This window comes from Sorangium sp. So ce693 (assembly GCF_051521375.1).
In the GTDB taxonomy this organism is placed as follows: Bacteria; Myxococcota_A; Polyangia; order Polyangiales; family Polyangiaceae; genus Sorangium; species Sorangium atrum.
The window spans coordinates 11,772,957-11,790,077 of record NZ_CP150347.1; the positions used below are offsets into that span (position 1 = coordinate 11,772,957).

Sequence of the window (17,121 nt, forward strand, 5' to 3'; positions counted from 1 at the left end):
TCGTTTCAGGTCCGGGGTCGAGCGCGGCGCACTATAATAGTGCATGGCGATCGCTGCCTCCGGTACCCGCCCGACCGAGCTGATCTACGACTGGAACGAGGTGGGGCGCGTCGGGCGGGTCATTCCGGAGAACATCGGCTTCTTCGACGAGACCCTGCGCGACGGCCTGCAGAATCCATCGGTCGCCGACCCGAACATCGAGCGCAAGCTCAAGCTGCTCCACCTGATGGCCAAGATCGGCATCCAGATCGCCGATGTCGGCCTGCCCGGCAGCTCGCAGCGGGCGTTCGAGGACGTGCTCCGGATGTGCAGGGAGGTGGCCGACAACAACCTGCCGCTCCGCGTCGCCTGCGCAGGCCGCACGGTCGTCTCGGACATCACGCCCATGATCGAGATCTCCCAGCGCGCAGGGATCCCTGTGGAGATCTACGCCTTCATCGGATCGAGCCCGATCCGCCAGCTCGCGGAGGCGTGGGACGTCGACCTCATCGCGCAGCGAAGCGCCGCGGCGATCGACGCGGGCGTGAAGGCCGGGCTCCCCGTCGCCTACGTCACGGAAGACACGACGCGCTCGCGCCCCGAGGTGCTGGCGACGCTCTTCAAGGTCGCCATCGATCACGGCGCGTCCCGGCTATGCCTGTGCGATACCGTCGGGCACGCGACGCCGGACGGGGTTCGCAACCTCATCAACTTCACGCGGGCCATCGTCGCGGGGGCCGGGGCGTCGGTCGGCATCGACTGGCACGGCCACAACGATCGCGGCCTCGCGCTCGAGAACGCGATCTGGGCGCTCCAGTTCGGCGCGGACCGGGTGCACGGCACCGCCCTCGGGATCGGCGAGCGGGTCGGCAACGCCGCGATGGAGCTCATCCTGCTCAACATGAAGCTCCTCGGCCTCCTCGAGCACCAGGACCTCACCCACCTCCTCGAGTACTGCACGACGGCCGCGCAGGCGGTCGGCTGGGAGGTGCCCATCAATTATCCCCTGGTCGGACGGGACGCCTTCCGCACGGCGACCGGCGTGCACGCGGCGGCCATCATCAAGGCCGAGTCGAAGGGCGACGCCTGGATGGCCGACCGGATCTACTCCGGCGTCCCCGCCGGCATGTTCGGGCGAAAGCAGGAGATCTGCGTGGGCTACATGTCCGGGGCCTCCAACGTGAACTACTGGCTCCGGCAGCGGAAGATCGAGCCCTCGAAGGAGCTCGTCGACGCCATCCTGGCGAAGGCCAAGGCCACCGACCACATCCTGTCCGAGGAGGAGATCCAGGCCGTGATCGAGCTGCACCGCGGCCGCCAGGCCTGATCCCGGGGCGTCTGCGCGGCGTCGCGGCGTCGCGCGATCAGGCGACGGCGGCGGGAACGGCGCCTGGACGTTCGGCGTTTTCACGGATCCGGAGTAGAAATCCAGGCCGTGGCCGAGCAGGACAAGCAACCCGCAGCCGAAGCCGACCGGGCCGATCGCCGGTCGCGACTCGATACCGTCCTGGCCGCGCTCGCCGCGCTGGTCTGCTTCTTCGCTGCGACCACGCTGCGCGATCTGGGGCCGCGGTTCCTGCCGGGGGCGCCGATCCCGGCGCCGCCGGTGCCCGCGTGGGTGGAAGGGCGCGCGGCAGAGCTCACCGCCACCGTGCGCGACGAGCAGGGGCGCCCGCTGAAGGACGCCACCGTGCGCGTCTTCGCCATGCGCGAGGACCGCGCCTATTTCGCCGGCGAGCAGAGGACCGATCCCTCGGGCGAGGCTCGCTTCGCCGGGCTGCCGTCCGGGGAGGCCTGGATCATGGCGTACGGCGCGGAGCGGGCGCGCGCCTCGACCCGCGTCGCGCTCGAGCCAGGCCCCCGCGCCGTCGACCTCGTGCTGCGGCCCGCGAAGGTGCTGGACGTGCTGGTCGTCGACGAGGCCGAGCGCCCGATCGACGGCGCCGAGGTGACGGTGGCGACCGCCGATCCCCTCCCCTTCGTGGCGACCACCGCCGAGGGCGGCCGCGCGCGGTTCGATCGGCTCGGGGCGGCGCCCTACGTCGTCCGCGCGTCGGCGCTCGGCTTCGAGGACACCGTGCGGACGGGCATCGTGCCCGGGCCGGCGCCGCTGAGGCTCCGCATGGAGCGGCTCGGCGCCCTCACGGTCCGCGTTGTGGACGCGGAGGGGCAGCCGGCAGAAGGCGCGACCGTGCTCGCCGCCGGCACCGGCCTCTGGCCAGCGCGCAGCACGACCACCGACGCGACGGGCGCCGCGAGGATCGCCGGGCTTCGCGACGGGGTGTACGACCTCAAGGCCCGGCGCGGCGCCGCCGTCAGCGCGACGGCGCTGGCCGTGCCCGTGAGGCGCGGCGAGGGCAAGGAGGTGAAGCTCGTCCTCGGGCCCGGCCGCCACGTGCGGCTCCTCGTGACCGACGGCGACGGCGAGGACGCGCCGGCCGTGAAGGGCGCGAACGTCGTGCTCGTCGAGCAGGGCCTGTCGGCGTTCCCGCTGCACGGCCGCACGGGCGACGACGGGTCCGTGACGCTCGGGCCCATCGCGCCGGGATACGCGAGCGCCTCGGCCCTGGCGGCCGGCTTCGTGCCGAGGAACGCCGTGCAGGTCGACGCAGGCGCCACCGAGGTGCGCATCCCCCTGCTCCGCGGCGGCGCGCTCGTGGGCGAGGTCGTCGACGACCGCGGCTACCCGGTCCCGGGCGCGACGATCGAGGTCGTGGGCGCCGACGCCGAGGGGATGCCCATCGACGAGACCACCGCGATGTCCGAGTTCAGGGAAGAGCAGTTCGAGCGCGCCCTGCCCGGCCCGGCGCCGCTGGTCCCCGCGGGCGAGCTCGGCGTCATGCCGGGCCCCATCCCGGACCTGCCGCATGGCGATGCGGTCCTGCCGGGCGCCTCGGTGCGGTCGGGCGAGCCTTGGGTCACGCGCGCCGACGGCACGTTCCGGGCCGAGCCCGTCACCCCCGGGCGCGTCCACGCGATCGTCCGGCACCCGGAGTACGTCGAGACGCCCAGCGAGATCGTGACCCTGCAGCCGGGCGGCGAGGCCCACGTGCGCGTGGTGATGCGCCAGGGCGGCCTGCTCGAGGGCCGCGTCCTCGAGGAGGACCGCAAGCCGGTCGCCGGCGCGCGCGTGGAGCTGGCCGCGATCGCCGGCTCGCTCGAGCGGGTGACGTACTCCGCGGACGACGGCACGTTCGCCTTCGCCGCGGTCCCCGACGAGGTGCTCGTCTCCGTCTCCCGGGCCGAGTCGCCGGGCGACGTCGTGGCGCGGCTCGTCGTCGAGGTCCCGGAGCGCGACCGCAAGGAGATCGAGGTCGTCCTCCCGAAGGTGCGCGAGGCGGTGGCCATCCACGTCACCGACGATCGCGGCTACCCGCTCGATCGCGCGGAGGTGCGCGTGCTCTCGCTCGACGTGGCCGTTCCGCTCCGCAAGACGCTGTTCACGGACGACGACGGCGACGCGCTGCTGCCCGACGCCGCCGGCTTGCCGCTCCGGGTAAGCCTTGTGCGCTCCGGCAAGTCCCCGCGCGTCGAGCAGGTCGACGCCGCGCCGAAGGAGCTGCGGCTCGAGATGGGCGCCGCCCTCAAGGCCACCGGCACGGTGACCGGGCGCGGCGGGCGGGAGCGGCTCGAGGGCGCGCGGGTCACGCTGTTCTCGACGACCGGGCCGCGCCGCGCCACGAGCGACGCGGAGGGCGCCTTCACCCTCGCCGACCTCGCGCCGGGCCAGTTCCGCGTGACGGTGAGCCGCGACGGGTACGCGCCGGCGACGCTGCGGGTCACGATCGCCGGCGATCCCGATCGCCCGACGGACCTCGGGCGCATCGACCTGTCCGAGGCGGGAGAGGTCGCCGGCCAGGTCGTCGATCAGCGCGGCGACGCGGTGGCGGGGGCCCGCGTGGCGCGCGACCGCGTGCCGACGTACCTGCCGCTCGGCCCGCTGCCGCCGGGCGTCGTGACCACCGACCGCGACGGGCGGTTCCAGCTCGGCGGGCTGCCCGAGGGCACGGCGGTGATCGAGGCGTACAGCGCGGATCTCGGGCGCGCCGAGTCGCAGCCGGTGCAGGTCCGCGCCGGCAGGACGACCGAGCGCGTGAGGATCGCGCTGCCGGGAGACGCCGCGCGGCAAGACCCGAAGGGCGCAGGGAGCCTGGCGGTGACGCTCGGCGAGGAGCGGAGGACCGTGACCGTGGTGTCGGTGCCCCCCGGGAGCGAGGCCGAGGAGGCCGGCATCGAGCCCGGCGATCGGCTCCTGTCCGTGAACGGCGTCGACGTGCGCTCCATCGAGGAAGCGCGGCGGCGCCTCACCGGGCCGCTATCGGAGGATGTCGTGGTGCTGCTCGCGCGGGACGGCGCTCGCGGCGAGGCGCGGTGGCTCACGCGGGTGCGGAGGGAGCGGGTGCGGCGATAGCCGGCCGGGCGCCCGCGGCGCCGGCCGAGCTCAGTTCTTCGCCTTCGTCAGCACGATGCTGCGGCCGTCGCCGATCTCCCAGCGCAGCGTCTGATCCGCGGTGAAGCGGAACGCCGCCTCGTCGAGCCCGCCCTCGGGGCGGAGGAACGCGACGGTCACCTGATCGCCGTCCGCCTTCGTCACCTTGAAGGTGCCGCTGCGCGGCGTCTCCGCGGGCACGGTCACCGTCACCTTGCTGCCGTTGAACTCGAGCGCCGTTCCCTTCACCCATCCGGTCGCCTTGGTGAGCTGATCCACAGGGGCGTTCTCGATGGCATCGCCATACCAGCGCCCCTGCAGACGATCGCGAGGGGTCTTCGAGCAGCCCACCACGGCGGTCGTCGCCATCGCCAGGGCCAGAGCGGTCTTGATGCGGTTCTGCATGGGCCTTCCTTCGGAGCCTCGAGGGGTCCTGATTTGGAAAATCCTACGAAGAGCGGAATGGATAGGCCAACAATGTAGGATATTTCTGCACACTTACGCAGGGTCGCAGGGCCTGGCGAGGGGGTGGGCGCCGCCGCTTCTGGGGAGGGCGAGTTCGCGCTAGGGTTCCGCCCTGAGGATCCGCGCGGAGGACGCGCGTTTCCGCGGCGCGACGACCTTGAGCACGCTGTTTCACGAGAAGCGCCTCGTCCCTCTCGAGCGGACGCGGCTCCTGAGATCCATCGTCGAGCGCGCGGCCGATCGGTCGGAGGGGCCTCCCGTGATCGTCTTCGATCTGGACGGCACCCTCATGGACAACCGGCCGCGGGTGGTCGCGATCCTCCACGAGCTGGCGGAGGAGTGGCGCCGCAAGCACCCGCACGCCGCCGGCCTGCTCGAGCGCGCGTCGCCCGACGGCATCGTGTACGGGTTCCAGGACAACCTGCGGCGGCTCGGCATCGACGACGAGGCGCTCCACCTGCACGCGTTCGATTTCTGGCGGGCCCGCTTCTTCAACGATCCGCACATCCGGCACGACGTCGAGGTGCCCGGCGCGAGCCAGTACGCGCGCGACTGCCACGCGGCGGGGGCGACCCTCGTGTACCTCACCGGCCGCGACCTGCCGAACATGGCGCTCGGCTCGTTCGCGAGCCTGCGCGATCTCGGCTTCCCCATCGGGATCATCGGCACGGAGCTCGTCGTGAAGCCGAGGTTCGAGATGCCCGACACCGAGTTCAAGCGGAGCGTCGCGCCGCAGCTCTCGCGGCTCGGGCAGGTCATCGCGGTGTTCGACAACGAGGCGGCCAACTGCAACCTGCTCCTGGGCTGCCATCCCCGCTGCACCGCGGTCTTCCTGGACACGCAGTGCGCGCCCGACCCGCCGCCGCTCGACGCGCGCGTGCAGGTGATCCACACGTTCGAGCGGGAGCCGTGATCGCCGCGCGCGTCGCCGCGGCCTTCCTGCTGCTCGCCGCCGCCGGGTGCGAGCCGTCGCGCCACGCGCCCGTCGATCCCGTGGAGGCCGGCGCGAGCCCGAACGCGAAGATCCTCCCCGCGCCGCTCGCGAACGAGACGCCGGACCTGCTCGACGCCTCCGTCGCCGAGGCGACGGCGAAGATCATCGCCGACGACTACGGCCGGCTCATCATGTCCGAGGCGAGCCCGCAGTCGCCGCTGCCGCTCTCGCCCGCCACCCCCCTGCCGGACGACGCGCTCTCGCCCCGCGAGCTCCCCGGCGTCACGCTCGAGGCGGCCTTTCGCTTCCGCGACGTGCCGCAGCCTCCCAAGGCGCCCGAGGTGGCGTCCTCCGGGATCCACGCGGCGCAGAAGCTCACCGAGCTGACGTGGAAGGTCGAGCTCGCGGAGACGGGCCGGATGCGGGTCCAGTTCACGTCGCGGGCGCTCCCGCTGCCCGCGGGCTCCGAGCTCCGCGCGCGCCATGACGTGTACGGCGAGGTGCTGCTCTGGCCGTCCCTGACCCAGTACCGGGTCGTGCCGCCGGGGGCGCTCCGCACGCTCCTCGGCGAGCGGCGCGTCGACGTGACGCCGCTGTCGACGGGCTCGGCGCGCCCGGTCGGCGACGGCAAGCGGCTCGATCTCGACGTCCGCAAGGTCGAGGTGCACGGGAGCCTCGGCGCGCTGTACGTCGAGCTCGGCAGGGTCCCCGAGGCCGGCGACGGGGGGCCGCTGCTCTGCCGGGCGCTGCTGGAGATCCTCGGCGTGGATCCGAAGTCGCCCGAGTGCGTGGCCGGCGAGGTGCCGCTCTACGCGAGTTATGCCTGGCAAGGCGGCGGCGGCGTCGCGTTCGAGGTAACGTCGATCGCCCGGCGAACGGACCTGATCTCGACCGACATGCTCATGCCGCCCCCGAGCGCCGCGTATGCCGCCGCCGGGCTCCCGTCGGCGCAGGGCGGCGTCTTCCTGACGCGCGACGAGCTCGCGGCCATCCGAGAAGAGCCGCTCCAGCTGCCCGCGAGCGTCGACCCGGGCGCGCCCGGCGAAGGGTTCGTCGCGGTCAACCAGACCGACGCGCTGCTCTACCTGCTCGTCGACGGGATCCCCGCGGTCGCCGTTCCTCCGACGAGCGAGCGCTACGTGATCGGGCCCCTGCGCGGGCGCTACGTCGTCCAGTGGCGCACGTTCCTCGGCGAGCGCATCGAGCCGCCGCAGACGGTCGAGATGCCGGCGCGCATCGTGCGCAGCGGGGCCGAGGCGGCGGACGGCGGCTGAAGCGGGGCGGCGGACGGCGGCGGAAGCGAGGTCGGCGTCCCCTGCCCTAGCGATCGGCCGCCGTCTCGTGGCTCGCCAGGAGCTGGACGATGTCGTCCGGGATCCGCGTCAGCGTCAGGTTCGAGCCCAGGCACGCGAGGAGGATGTCGCCGTCGCAGATCACGTCCTCGCCCCGGAGGATCCGGTAGCTGAAGCGCGCGGTGACCCGCTGGACCTCGCGGCAGGTCGTCTCGACCACGAGCTCGTCGCCGAACCGCGCGGCCTGGCGGTACTTGATCCGCAGCTCCGCGACGGCGAGGTGAAGGTCGCGCCGCACCATCTCCTCGTAGGAGAGGCCGCGGCGCTTCAGCCAGTCGATGCGGCCAGCCTCCAGGTAGATGACGTAGTTCGCGTGGTGGACGATGCCCATGAGATCCGTCTCGCAGAAGCGGACGGCCAGGGGCGTGCGCGAGGTGAGGTGCGGGGGCGCGTCGGGCAGAGAAGGGAGCGGCATCGCGGAAGGCGCAGAGACTAACCCAGTTTCGACCCGGGCAGCAGCAGAGCGAGCGCGCGGCATCCTCCGCACGACATGGGATCGCGGCGCGCGGCGAGCGCGCGGCGACAGAGAGCCCGCCTCGGCGCTGGTGGCGCGGGCGCCGCGATGTTAGCGGGCGGCATGGCGAATGTCCGGACGCTCCTGTCCGCCGAACAGATCGGCGCTCGCGTGCGCGACCTCGGCGCGCAGATCACCCGGGACTACGCGGAGCGCCGGCTCGTGCTCGTCTCCGTGCTCAAGGGGAGCTTCGTGTTCACCGCCGACATCGCGCGCCACATCGACCTCCCGGTGCGCATCGAGTTCCTCGGCGTGCGCAGCTACGGCGAGGGCACGGCCTCGACCGGCGTCGTGCAGATCACGCAGGACCTCACCCGCCCGATCGAGGGTGAGGACATCCTCCTGATCGAGGACATCGTGGATACGGGCCTCACGATCTCGCACCTGCTCCAGCTCTTCCGCACGAGGATGCCGAACAGCGTCAAGGTCTGCGCGCTCCTGCACAAGCCGGCGCGCGCGCGGGTCGAGGTGCCGATCGACTACCTGGGCTTCACGATCGAGGACAAATTCGTGGTCGGCTACGGGCTCGACTGGGCCGAGCGCTATCGGAACCTGCCGTTCATCGGCGTTGTGGAGGCGACGTGAGCAAGCGGCTGCTGATGCTCGAGAAGATGACCCGGGACGGGTCGAAGGATCCATTCCACTGGTACGCGCTCGCGCTGGAGTACGCGGGGCAAGGCCGCCACGACGACGCGCTCGCCACGTTCGTCGCGCTCCGGGCGATAGAGCCGACGTACGTGCCGATGTACCTCATGTGCGGGACGACGCTGGTGAAGGCGGGCCGCCTCGACGAGGGACGCGCGTGGCTGGCCGACGGCATCGGGGTCGCGCGCAGCAAGGGAGATCAGCACGCGCTGAGCGAGCTCCAGCAGGCGCTCGCCGGCGCGGGCGGCGGCGACGACGACGACGCGTGACGCCCTGACGGCTGGGCCGGCGCCGCGCCTCAGCCGCCCTTGCCCTCCCCCTCGCCGCGGTTCCGGCGGAGGCGCTCGCCGATGGTCCGCTCGTAGCCGCGGTCGGTCGGCTCGTAGAACCGGCTGCCCGCGAGCGGCTCGGGGAGGTAGGCCTCGCCCAGCGCGACGCCGCCCGGTTCGTCGTGCGCGTAGCGGTATCCCTCGCCGTAGCCCTCGTCGCGCATCAGCCGCGTGACGGCGTTGCGCAGCGTGAGCGGGACCGGGAGCGCGCCGTGCTCGCGCACGGCGGCCTGCGCCGACTGCCAGGCGGTCTTGCAGGCGTTCGATTTGGGGGCCGTGGCGAGGTAGAGCGCCGCCTGCGTGAGCGGGTAGAGCCCCTCCGGCATCCCCATGCGCCGGAACGCGGCGTCGGCAGCGACGGCGATCTCCAGCGCGCGCGGGTCGGCGTTGCCGATGTCCTCGGAGGCGAAGATCATCATCCGGCGCAGCAGGAAGAGCGGGTCGTCGCCGGCCTCGATCATGCGCATCAGCCAGTAGATGGCGGCGTCGGGATCGGAGCCGCGCATCGACTTGATGAAGGCGCTGATGACGTTGTAGTGCTCCTCGCCGGCCTTGTCGTAGAGCAGCGTCTTGTGCTCGCTCGTGCCGGCGATGAGCTCGCGCGTGATCGTGGGGGCGCCCGCGCGCGCCGCCTCGTCCGCGGCGATCTCCAGCGTGGTGAGCGCCCTGCGCGCGTCGCCCTGCGCGAGCGCCGCGATCGCCGAGAGCGCGTCGTCGTCGGCGGCGATCGCGCCGGCGAGCCCGGCGGGCGACTCGAGGGCGCGGCGCAGGAGCTCGACGAGCTCTGACGCGCCGAGGCCCTGGAGCCGGAAGACCTTGCAACGGGAGAGGAGCGGCGCGTTGACCGCGAACGAGGGGTTCTCGGTGGTCGCCCCGATGAGCGTGATCGTCCCGTCCTCGACGTGCGGCAGGAAGGCGTCCTGCTGGGCCTTGTTGAAGCGGTGGATCTCGTCGACGAACAGGATCGTCCGCTTGCCCTCGTAAGACCGCGCGGTGCGCGCCTGGGCGAGGATCTCGCGGAGCTCCGGCACGCCGCCCAGCACGGCGTTGAAGGGGACGAAGCGGGCGTTCGTCGTGTGCGCGACGACGCGCGCCAGCGTCGTCTTTCCGGCGCCCGGCGGGCCCCACAGGATCATGGAGGGGATCCGGTCGGCCGCGATCGCGCGCGCGAGCAGCTTGCCCTCGCCGAGGAGGTGGCCCTGGCCGATCATGTCCTCGAGCGAGCGCGGGCGCATGCGCTCGGCGAGGGGCACGGTGCCCCTGAGCTCGGGCTCCCGCTGCCGGGCGGCGTCGAAGAGCGTCGGCTCGTCGCCCGCGGGCCGCCGTCGCGCGCCGCCGCCGCCCCGGGGCGCGCTCATTCGAAGACCGACCGCGCCCCCGCGGGGCGCTCCGAGAGGAGGACCTCGACGGCGCGGCGCGCGCTCGCCGGATCGTGGCCGACCCAGCGCACGGTGCCCGCGGCGTCGACCACGAACGTGAGGGGGACCTGCGCGACGCCGTAGGTCCCGGTGAGCCGCTGATCGAGATCCGCGACGATGGGAAACGTCGCGCCGAGCTCGTAGGCGGCGGCCTCCGCGGCGGCCTCCGAGTCGTCGACGTTCACGCCGATCACGGCCACCCCGTCCGCCTTGCGCTCGCGCCAGAGCCGGTCGAGCGCGGGCATGGTCCGGCTGCACGACGCGCACCAGGACGCCCAGAAGTCGATCACGGTGACCCGCGTCCTCCGCGTGCCGGGGACGCCGACGGTGACCGCCGCGGTGGACTCTGCGTGGAACTCCGGCGCGGCGCTGCCGACGAGCGGGTGGCGCACCGACGCGGGCATCGCGCCCGGCCCGCACCCGAGCAAGAGCAGCGCGCACGTGGCCAACGCGGCGCCGCGCGCGGCGCCGCCGGCGGGGATGGCCGAGCCGAGGCGCGAGGCGGCGGACCTCGCCGTCATCCGCGGGCTCCGAAGATGGCGGTGCCGACGCGGACCCACGTCGCGCCTTCCGCGATGGCTGCCTCGAAATCGTGCGACATGCCCATCGAGAGCTCGGGCAGCACGGCCCGACCGCCGTGCGCGTCGCGCAGGGCGCGCAGCTGCGCGAAGAACGGCCGGACGTCGTTCGGGTCCTCGAGGAACGGCGCGATGGTCATGAGGCCGATCGGCCGGAGGTGGGCGCACCGGGCGATCGCGCCGAGGAGCGGCGCGAAATCGCCGGGGGCGCAGCCGCCCTTCGAGGCTTCGCCGCCGACGTTCACCTCGAGCAGGACGTCCAGGGTGCGATTGAGCGCGGCCGCGCGCCGATCGAGCTCCACGGCGAGCTCCTCCCTGTCGACCGACTGCACGACGTGCGCCGCGCGCGCGACGAGCTTCGCCTTGTTCCTCTGGAGCTGGCCGATGGCGTGCCACACGAGCCCGTCGAGATCGGCGAGCGCCTCGGCCTTTTCGACGAGCTCCTGCGCGTAGTTCTCGCCGAAATCGCGCTGCCCGGCGGCGTAGGCGGCGCGGATGGCCTCGGCGGACTTCCCCTTGGACACGGCGATGAGCCGGACCTCCTCTGGCCCGCGCCCTGCCCGCGCGACGGCGCTCGCGATCCGGCGCCGCACCTCTTCGAGCCGCGACGCGACGTTCCCCAGGTCTTCCGACATCACGCCGCACGATACCGCGAGCTGCCGCCGTGGACACCAGGGGGACGCCCTGCAGCGGACGGGTCCGCGCAGGTCGCGGCGCGGAGGGAAATGTCGGATCCCTCCGCCCGAGCGGCGTGCCAGAGTGTGCCTGAGCACCGCGTCGACAGCGACGCGATCGAGGCGCTTTTCGGCTATTTTCACGTGGCATGTTGATTGCCATACTCGGCGCACCCGCCATGCGAAGCCTGCTGTTCCTCGCCCTGCTCCTCGCGGTTGGATGCTCGTTCAACCCGCAGCCTGAACCGCCGTTCCAGGATCCCTCCACCACGGCGTCATCGACGACCGGCGCGGCGGTCGGCAGCTCAGGTTCGGGTGGCACGGGCGCCGGCAACACAGCGGCAGGGACCGGCACTGGCAGCGGGGAGGGCGCGGGCGGTGGCGATGGGGGCGCAGCGAACGGCCAGGGCGGCGCGGGCGCTCAGGGCGGTGGAGGGGGCGAGGCCGGCGCGGGCGGTCAGGGCGGCGCGGGCGGTCAGGGCGGCGCGGGCGGTCAGGGCGGCGCGGGCGGTCAGGGCGGCGCGGGCGGCGGACCCTGCGGTGTGGGGGGCGCTGGAGGCGCTGGAGCCGTGGAATGCGGCTGAACGAGCACGCGGCCCGGGTGTGACGGCGGCGTCGGCCCGGCGCTAAAAGCGAGCGAGAAGCAGCCGACGGATCGCGCTCGACGCAGCAGCGTTCCCGCGGACGAGGGCGCCGCGCAAGCGGGCAGGGAGATGCGCAGGGTGCTATGAGGAGGGAGCTTATGCGCCAGCTTGTCGTCCTTGTGTTCGGGGTCGTCCTTGCGGGCTGTGTCTTCAATCCACAGCCGGAGCCTCCCGCTGAGGGGGGCATCGGGTGCGATTGCGACGACCTCGGCGCGACCGGCGCAGGAGGGGGCGTCGCCGCCGGTGATCCAGGGCAAGAGGAAGGCGCGGGCGGCGGCGGCTTGCTGCCATACGCGGCCGGTTCGAGCGGCGCCGGTCCGACAGGGTCCAGTGCTAGCACCGGGTCCGGCGCTAGCACCGGCTCAACCAGCACTGGGGGCGAACCGACCAGCCCAGCCGGCAGCGGTGGTGCGGGTGGCGCGGGTGGCAAAACCAACGACGGTGGTGCGGGCGACGCAGGCGGCGAAGCCGGCGCCGGTGGCGAAGCCGGCAGCGGTGGTGCAGGCGGCGCGGGTGGCGCGGGTGGCGAAGCCGGCGCCGGTGGAGCGATCGGTCCAGACGGCGGATGAGGCGACGGATGGGCCCGGCGCCCGCCGGCAGAGCGCTCGACGTCGGCTGACGCGGCGGCGCCGGCTCAGATCGCCGGTCGCCGTGGCCGCGCGTACTCGTCGAGCATGTTCGCTACCAGCTCGGCGAGCAGGCTGTCCGCCACGCGAAGGCGGCGCGACATCTCGCGCGCGATGTTCAGCACCAGCAGCGTGTACGATTTGAGATCGCGCCGGTAGAGCGTGTCGAGATCGTGCGCGGTGACACGCAGCAAGCGCGACGGTGCGATCGCCCGGACGGTCGCCGAGCGGGGCATCACGTCGAGGATCGACATCTCGCCGAACCAGTCGTTCGGCCCGAGGATCGCGACGCGCGCCTCGACGTCGCGCTTCGACCGCTTGAGCACTTCCATCTCCCCCGAGAGCAGCACGAACATCTCGCGGCCGCTGTCGCCCTCGCGAAAGGCGACGGCGCCCGGCTCCAGATCGAGCAGCTCCAGCGTGTCGGCGAGGCCCTGGAGGACGTGGTCGCCCAGGCCTCCGAACAGCCCGATCTCGCGCAGCTGCGTGATCAGCGCAGGGGGATGGCTCACCTGGATGCACCGAGGGCGCCCGCGGCGACCGTCCTGTCGGCTGACCCGACAACGCCTACCACCACGTCGCGAACATGCCCGCCTTCTCGCATCGCTCCACCTCGCGGTTCCGAGGAGATGTACCCCGTCGAGAGCGTACGCCGCAACACGAGCGTGCTCCGCGCGATCTGCACCAGAGGCCGCACTAGAGGTCCTTGGTGAACACGATCCGCGGACGCCCAGGCCCGGCGTAGTCCTCGACCTCGGCCGCCGACCAGCCGACCGCGGCGTGGAAGCGCACGGAGCCCTCGTTGCCCAGCGTCGTGATCGCCTTGAGCTGCCGGCAGCCCTCGCGGCGGCAGTCCTCCTCGAACGCCGCGTAGAGCATCCTGCCGACGCCGCGGCGGCGATAGTCCGGGTGAATGCCGACGAGGTGCACGTACCCGACCGCCGCGTCCGGGCACCTGAACCCGAGCAGGAAGCCGACGAGCAGCCCGCGATCCTCGACCACGCGCGCGAGCCTGCCGAGCTCGTAGAAGAAGATCGGGTGCGCGAGCGCGCTGGTTGGGCCTGCCCACCACCGATCGATCTCGCCCACGATCCGGTCGTAGTCGGGCTTCGTCAGCGGCCGTGTCTCCATGCATCACCTCACTCGAACGGTTCGGATCCCCTGCCCTCGATCTGCCGCGTCCGCGCACACGACACGAACGCGTCGCGAAGACCCTGCGCAGCCTAGCAGCCGCGCCGGCCTCCCCGTAAGCGCGCTCGTGGGATGCTCGGCTAGCCGCCGCGCGTCACGCCTGCTAGCGCTACCCTGTGCGTCACGACAAAATCATCGTCGCTCCGTCGATCCTGTCGGCTGACTTCGGTCGTCTCGCCGAGGAAGTACGGGCCGCTGAGGCCGCCGGCGCCGACTGGATCCACGTCGACGTGATGGATGGCCGGTTTGTGCCAAACATCACGATCGGGCCGCTCGTGGTTCGCGCGGTCCGCGCCGCGACGCGTCTTCCCCTCGATGTCCACCTGATGATCGTCGAGCCCGAGCGCTACGTCGCGGAATTCGCGGCCGCCGGCGCCAATCGCATCTCGGTCCACGTCGAGGCGTCGCCTCACCTGCACCGGACGCTCCAGCAGATCAGGGACGCAGGCGCGAGCCCGGGCGTCGTGCTGAACCCCCACACGCCGGAGGAGTCGATCCGGCACGTGATGGCGGATATCGGTCTGGTGCTGGTGATGAGCGTCAACCCCGGGTTCGGCGGCCAGCGGTTCATCCCGGAGGCGCTCACGAAGCTGCGGAGCCTGCGCCAGACGATCGACCAGGCAGGCCTGGACATCGCGCTCGAGGTCGACGGCGGCGTCGCCCCGTCGACCGCCGGGCAGGTCATCGCCGCCGGGGCACGGGCGCTCGTCGCGGGCTCGGCGGTGTTCGGCGCTGTGGCGCCGGGAGAGGATCTGCCGTTCGACGCGCGCGTGGCGCGTTATGCCGAGGCGATCCGCACGCTCCGCGCGCCCGCCGGGGAGCCGTCGTGACCCGGCGCGTCGAGGACGCTGCCGCGGCGGCCGCGGCGGGCCAGGGGCGCTGCGAGATGGGGGCGGCGTGCGCGACATGCGCGACGTCGAAGCGCGGCCGCGGGCGCGGCGCGGCGCTCGTGGCGGCGGCGGGGCTTGCGGCGGCGGGGCCGGTCGGGGGGGCTGTGATGGTCGGGGTGGTCGGGGCGGCTGTGCTTGGCGGGTGCGCGCCGGCCGCCGCGCCTGCGGCGCCGCCGCGAGCGCAGGCCTCGGCTGCGGCGCTTCCTGCGGCGTCAGCCGCGCCTGGGCCGGCTGGGGCCGCAGGCCCGGTTGATGCGGGTGAGCTCGACGAGGACGCGGCTCGCCTGAGCGACGGCGAGATCGCGCGCGTGCTCGCGCGCGTGGCGAAGGCGCGCGGCCTGCCCGTGCGCCGCGATGTGCGGAGCCGCGTGCTCGCCCGCGGGCAGATCCTGGAGCGGGTCCGCGCGCACGTGGAGCGAGAGATCCCCGAGGGCGTGCTCGATCACCAGCGCGAGGTGCTCGCGGCGCTCGAGCTCATCCCCGCCGATTACGACTTCACCGCCGGGATGTACCGCCTGCTCGAGGGCCGCATCGCGGGCTTCTACGAGCCGGAGGACGCGACGATGTACCTCGTCGACGATCTCAGCGAGGCCGAGGCCGAGGAGACGCTGGCGCACGAGCTCGTCCACGCGCTCCAGGACCAGAGCTTCTCGCTGGGGAGGCTCCTCGATTTCAAGCTCGGCGACAGCGATCGTCTGGCGGCCACACACGCGCTCGTCGAGGGCGAGGCGATGAGCGCGATGTTCGACGTGCTGGTCGGCTCGGCGTTCCAGGTCGACGAGTCGATGCTCCGGAAGCTCGTGGCGATGTCGACGGCGCTGTCGTCCGTGGGCGACACGCCGCTCGTGCTGCAGGAGTCGCTGGGCGCCCCGTACACGGACGGCTTCGCGTTCGTGCAGGCGCTGCGCCGCGAGGGCGGGTGGGCTTCGGTGGATGCGGTCTGGCGCGCGCTGCCGGAGACCACCGAGCAGCTGCTCCACCCCGAGAAGCTCGCCGCGCGGGAGCCCGCCGTCGCGGTGGCGGTGCCGACGGCCGCGGCGCTTGGCCCGGGGTTCCGCGTGGTCTTCGACGACGTGATGGGCGAGCAGGCGCTGCGCATCGCGTTCGCGGCATATGCCCACCGCGATGCCGCGATCGGCGCGGCGGCGGGGTGGGGCGGGGATCGGTTCGCGGTGGTGCGGAGGGATGACCCGGAGGACCCGTCGCGGAAAGAGTTCGCGCTCGCGTGGCGGCTGCGGTTCGACAGCGCGGGCGACGCGGCAGAGGCGGGGAAGGTGATCGAGCGGCGCTTCGGGAAGGCGTGCAGGCGGCGGGCGGCGCTCGGGCCGATCGCGTGGGCGGCGCGAGGGAGCGACGTGGCGATCGTGGCGGGGCCGTACGCGAGGCGCGGGGGAGGCGGGGGAGGGGAGGTCAGCGCGGCGGGGACGTGCGAGGGCGCGGGGAAGTGGCTGGCGGAGGTGATGAAGGGCGGGGTGGGGGGGCAGGGCACCGGGACGGTGGCGGGGGCGCAGGCGGCGGGGAGGGAGAAGTAGGGGGCGAAGGGCGGTGGGGGCGGAAGCGCCGGGGCCGGGGATGGAGAGTTCCGGTGCTGCCCGGAGCAGGGCAGGGGAGGAGGCGGGTCTCAGGGCGGCGTTGACAGGGGGCGGTAGAAGAGGCAGAAAAACGAGTCGTTCTGGATGTTTGGAGGAGTGGCCGAGCGGTCGAAGGCAGCGGTTTTGAAAACCGCCGTTGGGGCAACTCAACCAGGGGTTCGAATCCCTTCTCCTCCGCTGGTTTCTGCAAGGATGTTGGGTAGTTGGCGCGGTCCGGGACGTGGACGGGAGCGGACAGGCGCGGACAGGTCTGGACGCAGGTTCTGGCAAATTTCTGGCACAGCAGGTTCCTGGTTCCGGGTCTAGCTGTGTGAGTTGGCTCACGATGCGGGCGGCCCAGATTCACGGTCGCCTGCGACGAGCTTTCTCGATAGCCCGTGGCCTGGTGACGCATCGCCCGGATGCGTCGTGCTCGGGGCACAGATCTCCCGAGCTTTGGCGACCTCGCTGCGCACTGCCGCAGCACGCACATCCAGCCCAGCTCCGAGCGAGAAGCCAGGCGCCGGCCACCGACGAGGGCTTCGGCTACACCGCGAGCGCCTGCGTGTGGCAGACATCGCTCTCGTCCGCGCTCGAGAACCTCCAGAGGTGGGGCTGCGCCACAAGCTTAGCGGCAGCACCGTCAACGACTACATCACCATCTGGAAGAGCGACGCACCCGTCAGCAGCGAGCAGCCCCAGCGCGCGGCCTGCGCCAGCGACGGGAGCGCACGGGGCGTGGTCGCGTGGAAGGACGGCGAGCTTGATCTGCCGGTCGATTCGCTCACCTTCTGCGTTCACGTCGACGACGCGCCAACGGGCGAGTGATCGGGCGCACTCTGGCACGACGTCACGGCGGCGATCTGGTCGTGCCGCCCGGTA

The 17,121-nt window shown here is 72.8% G+C and carries 17 protein-coding genes and 1 tRNA gene; 11 read left to right on the forward strand and 7 right to left on the reverse strand.

Going from position 1 to position 17,121, the window contains the following annotated elements:
• Positions 1-43 precede the first annotated feature (43 nt).
• Both WMF14_RS43970 and WMF14_RS43975 read left to right on the forward strand, forming a co-directional pair.
• On the forward strand, positions 44-1,306 hold the full coding sequence (locus tag WMF14_RS43970) for a LeuA family protein (protein WP_437796395.1): 1,263 nt from the start codon (positions 44-46) through the stop codon (positions 1,304-1,306).
• A 108-nt stretch (positions 1,307-1,414) separates the two neighbouring features.
• Entirely contained in the window at positions 1,415-4,390 is a 2,976-nt protein-coding gene (locus tag WMF14_RS43975) for a carboxypeptidase regulatory-like domain-containing protein (RefSeq protein ID WP_437796396.1), read from the forward strand.
• 30 nt (positions 4,391-4,420) lie between these two features.
• Here the strand turns inward: WMF14_RS43975 and WMF14_RS43980 are convergent, their stop codons facing one another.
• On the reverse strand, positions 4,421-4,813 hold the full coding sequence (locus WMF14_RS43980; RefSeq protein ID WP_437796397.1) for a hypothetical protein: 393 nt from the start codon (positions 4,811-4,813) through the stop codon (positions 4,421-4,423).
• A 217-nt stretch (positions 4,814-5,030) separates the two neighbouring features.
• Here WMF14_RS43980 and WMF14_RS43985 point away from each other — a divergent pair, with 217 nt between their 5' ends.
• Complete coding sequence (locus tag WMF14_RS43985) at positions 5,031-5,786, forward strand: HAD family hydrolase (protein ID WP_272101912.1); 756 nt, start codon at positions 5,031-5,033, stop codon at positions 5,784-5,786.
• Positions 5,783-7,081: a hypothetical protein gene (locus WMF14_RS43990; protein ID WP_437796398.1), complete on the forward strand. Its 1,299-nt coding sequence runs from the start codon at positions 5,783-5,785 to the stop codon at positions 7,079-7,081. Before WMF14_RS43985 ends, WMF14_RS43990 begins: the two co-directional genes overlap by 4 nt.
• Before the next feature lie 46 nt (positions 7,082-7,127).
• Here the strand turns inward: WMF14_RS43990 and WMF14_RS43995 are convergent, their stop codons facing one another.
• Positions 7,128-7,574 (reverse strand): acyl-CoA thioesterase, encoded by a 447-nt coding sequence (locus WMF14_RS43995; protein ID WP_437796399.1) that lies wholly within the window; start codon positions 7,572-7,574, stop codon positions 7,128-7,130.
• Positions 7,575-7,736: 162 nt separating this feature from the next.
• Here WMF14_RS43995 and hpt point away from each other — a divergent pair, with 162 nt between their 5' ends.
• Both hpt and WMF14_RS44005 read left to right on the forward strand, forming a co-directional pair.
• Complete coding sequence (gene hpt, locus WMF14_RS44000) at positions 7,737-8,258, forward strand: hypoxanthine phosphoribosyltransferase (RefSeq protein WP_157907284.1); 522 nt, start codon at positions 7,737-7,739, stop codon at positions 8,256-8,258.
• Positions 8,255-8,587, forward strand: coding sequence for a tetratricopeptide repeat protein (locus WMF14_RS44005; protein WP_272101909.1), 333 nt, complete (start codon positions 8,255-8,257; stop codon positions 8,585-8,587). The genes hpt and WMF14_RS44005 overlap by 4 nt, the downstream gene beginning before the upstream one ends.
• Before the next feature lie 29 nt (positions 8,588-8,616).
• On the opposite strand, the gene WMF14_RS44010 is transcribed toward WMF14_RS44005, so the two are convergent.
• Genes WMF14_RS44010 through WMF14_RS44020 form a run of 3 tightly spaced genes read right to left on the reverse strand, consistent with a single transcriptional unit; the run spans position 8,617 to position 11,278 of the window.
• Positions 8,617-10,005 (reverse strand): replication-associated recombination protein A, encoded by a 1,389-nt coding sequence (locus WMF14_RS44010; protein WP_437796400.1) that lies wholly within the window; start codon positions 10,003-10,005, stop codon positions 8,617-8,619.
• A complete protein-coding gene (locus WMF14_RS44015) occupies positions 10,002-10,586 on the reverse strand; it encodes a TlpA family protein disulfide reductase (protein ID WP_437796401.1) in 585 nt (194 codons plus the stop codon). The genes WMF14_RS44010 and WMF14_RS44015 overlap by 4 nt, the downstream gene beginning before the upstream one ends.
• A complete protein-coding gene (locus WMF14_RS44020) occupies positions 10,583-11,278 on the reverse strand; it encodes a YggS family pyridoxal phosphate-dependent enzyme (RefSeq protein WP_437796402.1) in 696 nt (231 codons plus the stop codon). The genes WMF14_RS44015 and WMF14_RS44020 overlap by 4 nt, the downstream gene beginning before the upstream one ends.
• Before the next feature lie 218 nt (positions 11,279-11,496).
• Here WMF14_RS44020 and WMF14_RS44025 point away from each other — a divergent pair, with 218 nt between their 5' ends.
• The gene (locus WMF14_RS44025; RefSeq protein WP_437796403.1) at positions 11,497-11,901 is read left to right on the forward strand and encodes a hypothetical protein; all 405 of its coding nucleotides are present in this window, start codon (positions 11,497-11,499) and stop codon (positions 11,899-11,901) included.
• Between the two features lie 694 nt (positions 11,902-12,595).
• Here the strand turns inward: WMF14_RS44025 and WMF14_RS44030 are convergent.
• Both WMF14_RS44030 and WMF14_RS44035 read right to left on the reverse strand, forming a co-directional pair.
• Positions 12,596-13,099: a cyclic nucleotide-binding domain-containing protein gene (locus tag WMF14_RS44030; protein WP_272101903.1), complete on the reverse strand. Its 504-nt coding sequence runs from the start codon at positions 13,097-13,099 to the stop codon at positions 12,596-12,598.
• A 184-nt stretch (positions 13,100-13,283) separates the two neighbouring features.
• A complete protein-coding gene (locus WMF14_RS44035; protein ID WP_012240797.1) occupies positions 13,284-13,718 on the reverse strand; it encodes a GNAT family N-acetyltransferase in 435 nt (144 codons plus the stop codon).
• Between the two features lie 176 nt (positions 13,719-13,894).
• On the opposite strand from WMF14_RS44035, the gene rpe reads away from it, so the two are divergent.
• The 4 genes from rpe (at position 13,895) to WMF14_RS44055 (ending at position 17,067) form a co-directional block, all read left to right on the forward strand.
• Entirely contained in the window at positions 13,895-14,608 is a 714-nt protein-coding gene (gene rpe / locus WMF14_RS44040) for a ribulose-phosphate 3-epimerase (protein ID WP_437796404.1), read from the forward strand.
• Complete coding sequence (locus WMF14_RS44045; protein WP_437796405.1) at positions 14,605-16,200, forward strand: hypothetical protein; 1,596 nt, start codon at positions 14,605-14,607, stop codon at positions 16,198-16,200. Before rpe ends, WMF14_RS44045 begins: the two co-directional genes overlap by 4 nt.
• A 150-nt stretch (positions 16,201-16,350) precedes the next feature.
• Positions 16,351-16,437 (forward strand) — tRNA-Ser (locus WMF14_RS44050).
• Positions 16,438-16,848: 411 nt separating this feature from the next.
• The gene (locus WMF14_RS44055) at positions 16,849-17,067 is read left to right on the forward strand and encodes a hypothetical protein (protein ID WP_437796406.1); all 219 of its coding nucleotides are present in this window, start codon (positions 16,849-16,851) and stop codon (positions 17,065-17,067) included.
• Positions 17,068-17,121 lie beyond the last annotated feature (54 nt).

Bases quoted from the DNA above. Each gene is read 5' to 3' on its own strand.
- WMF14_RS43980 (WP_437796397.1), bottom strand. From the start codon at position 4,813: ATGCAGAACCGCATCAAGACCGCTCTGGCCCTGGCGATGGCGACGACC.
- WMF14_RS43970 (WP_437796395.1), top strand. From the start codon at position 44: ATGGCGATCGCTGCCTCCGGTACCCGCCCGACCGAGCTGATCTACGAC.
- WMF14_RS43995 (WP_437796399.1), bottom strand. From the start codon at position 7,574: ATGCCGCTCCCTTCTCTGCCCGACGCGCCCCCGCACCTCACCTCGCGC.
- WMF14_RS44025 (WP_437796403.1), top strand. From the start codon at position 11,497: ATGCGAAGCCTGCTGTTCCTCGCCCTGCTCCTCGCGGTTGGATGCTCG.
- WMF14_RS44010 (WP_437796400.1), bottom strand. From the start codon at position 10,005: ATGAGCGCGCCCCGGGGCGGCGGCGGCGCGCGACGGCGGCCCGCGGGC.
- WMF14_RS44035 (WP_012240797.1), bottom strand. From the start codon at position 13,718: ATGGAGACACGGCCGCTGACGAAGCCCGACTACGACCGGATCGTGGGC.
- WMF14_RS44020 (WP_437796402.1), bottom strand. From the start codon at position 11,278: ATGTCGGAAGACCTGGGGAACGTCGCGTCGCGGCTCGAAGAGGTGCGG.
- WMF14_RS44015 (WP_437796401.1), bottom strand. From the start codon at position 10,586: ATGACGGCGAGGTCCGCCGCCTCGCGCCTCGGCTCGGCCATCCCCGCC.
- hpt (WP_157907284.1), top strand. From the start codon at position 7,737: ATGGCGAATGTCCGGACGCTCCTGTCCGCCGAACAGATCGGCGCTCGC.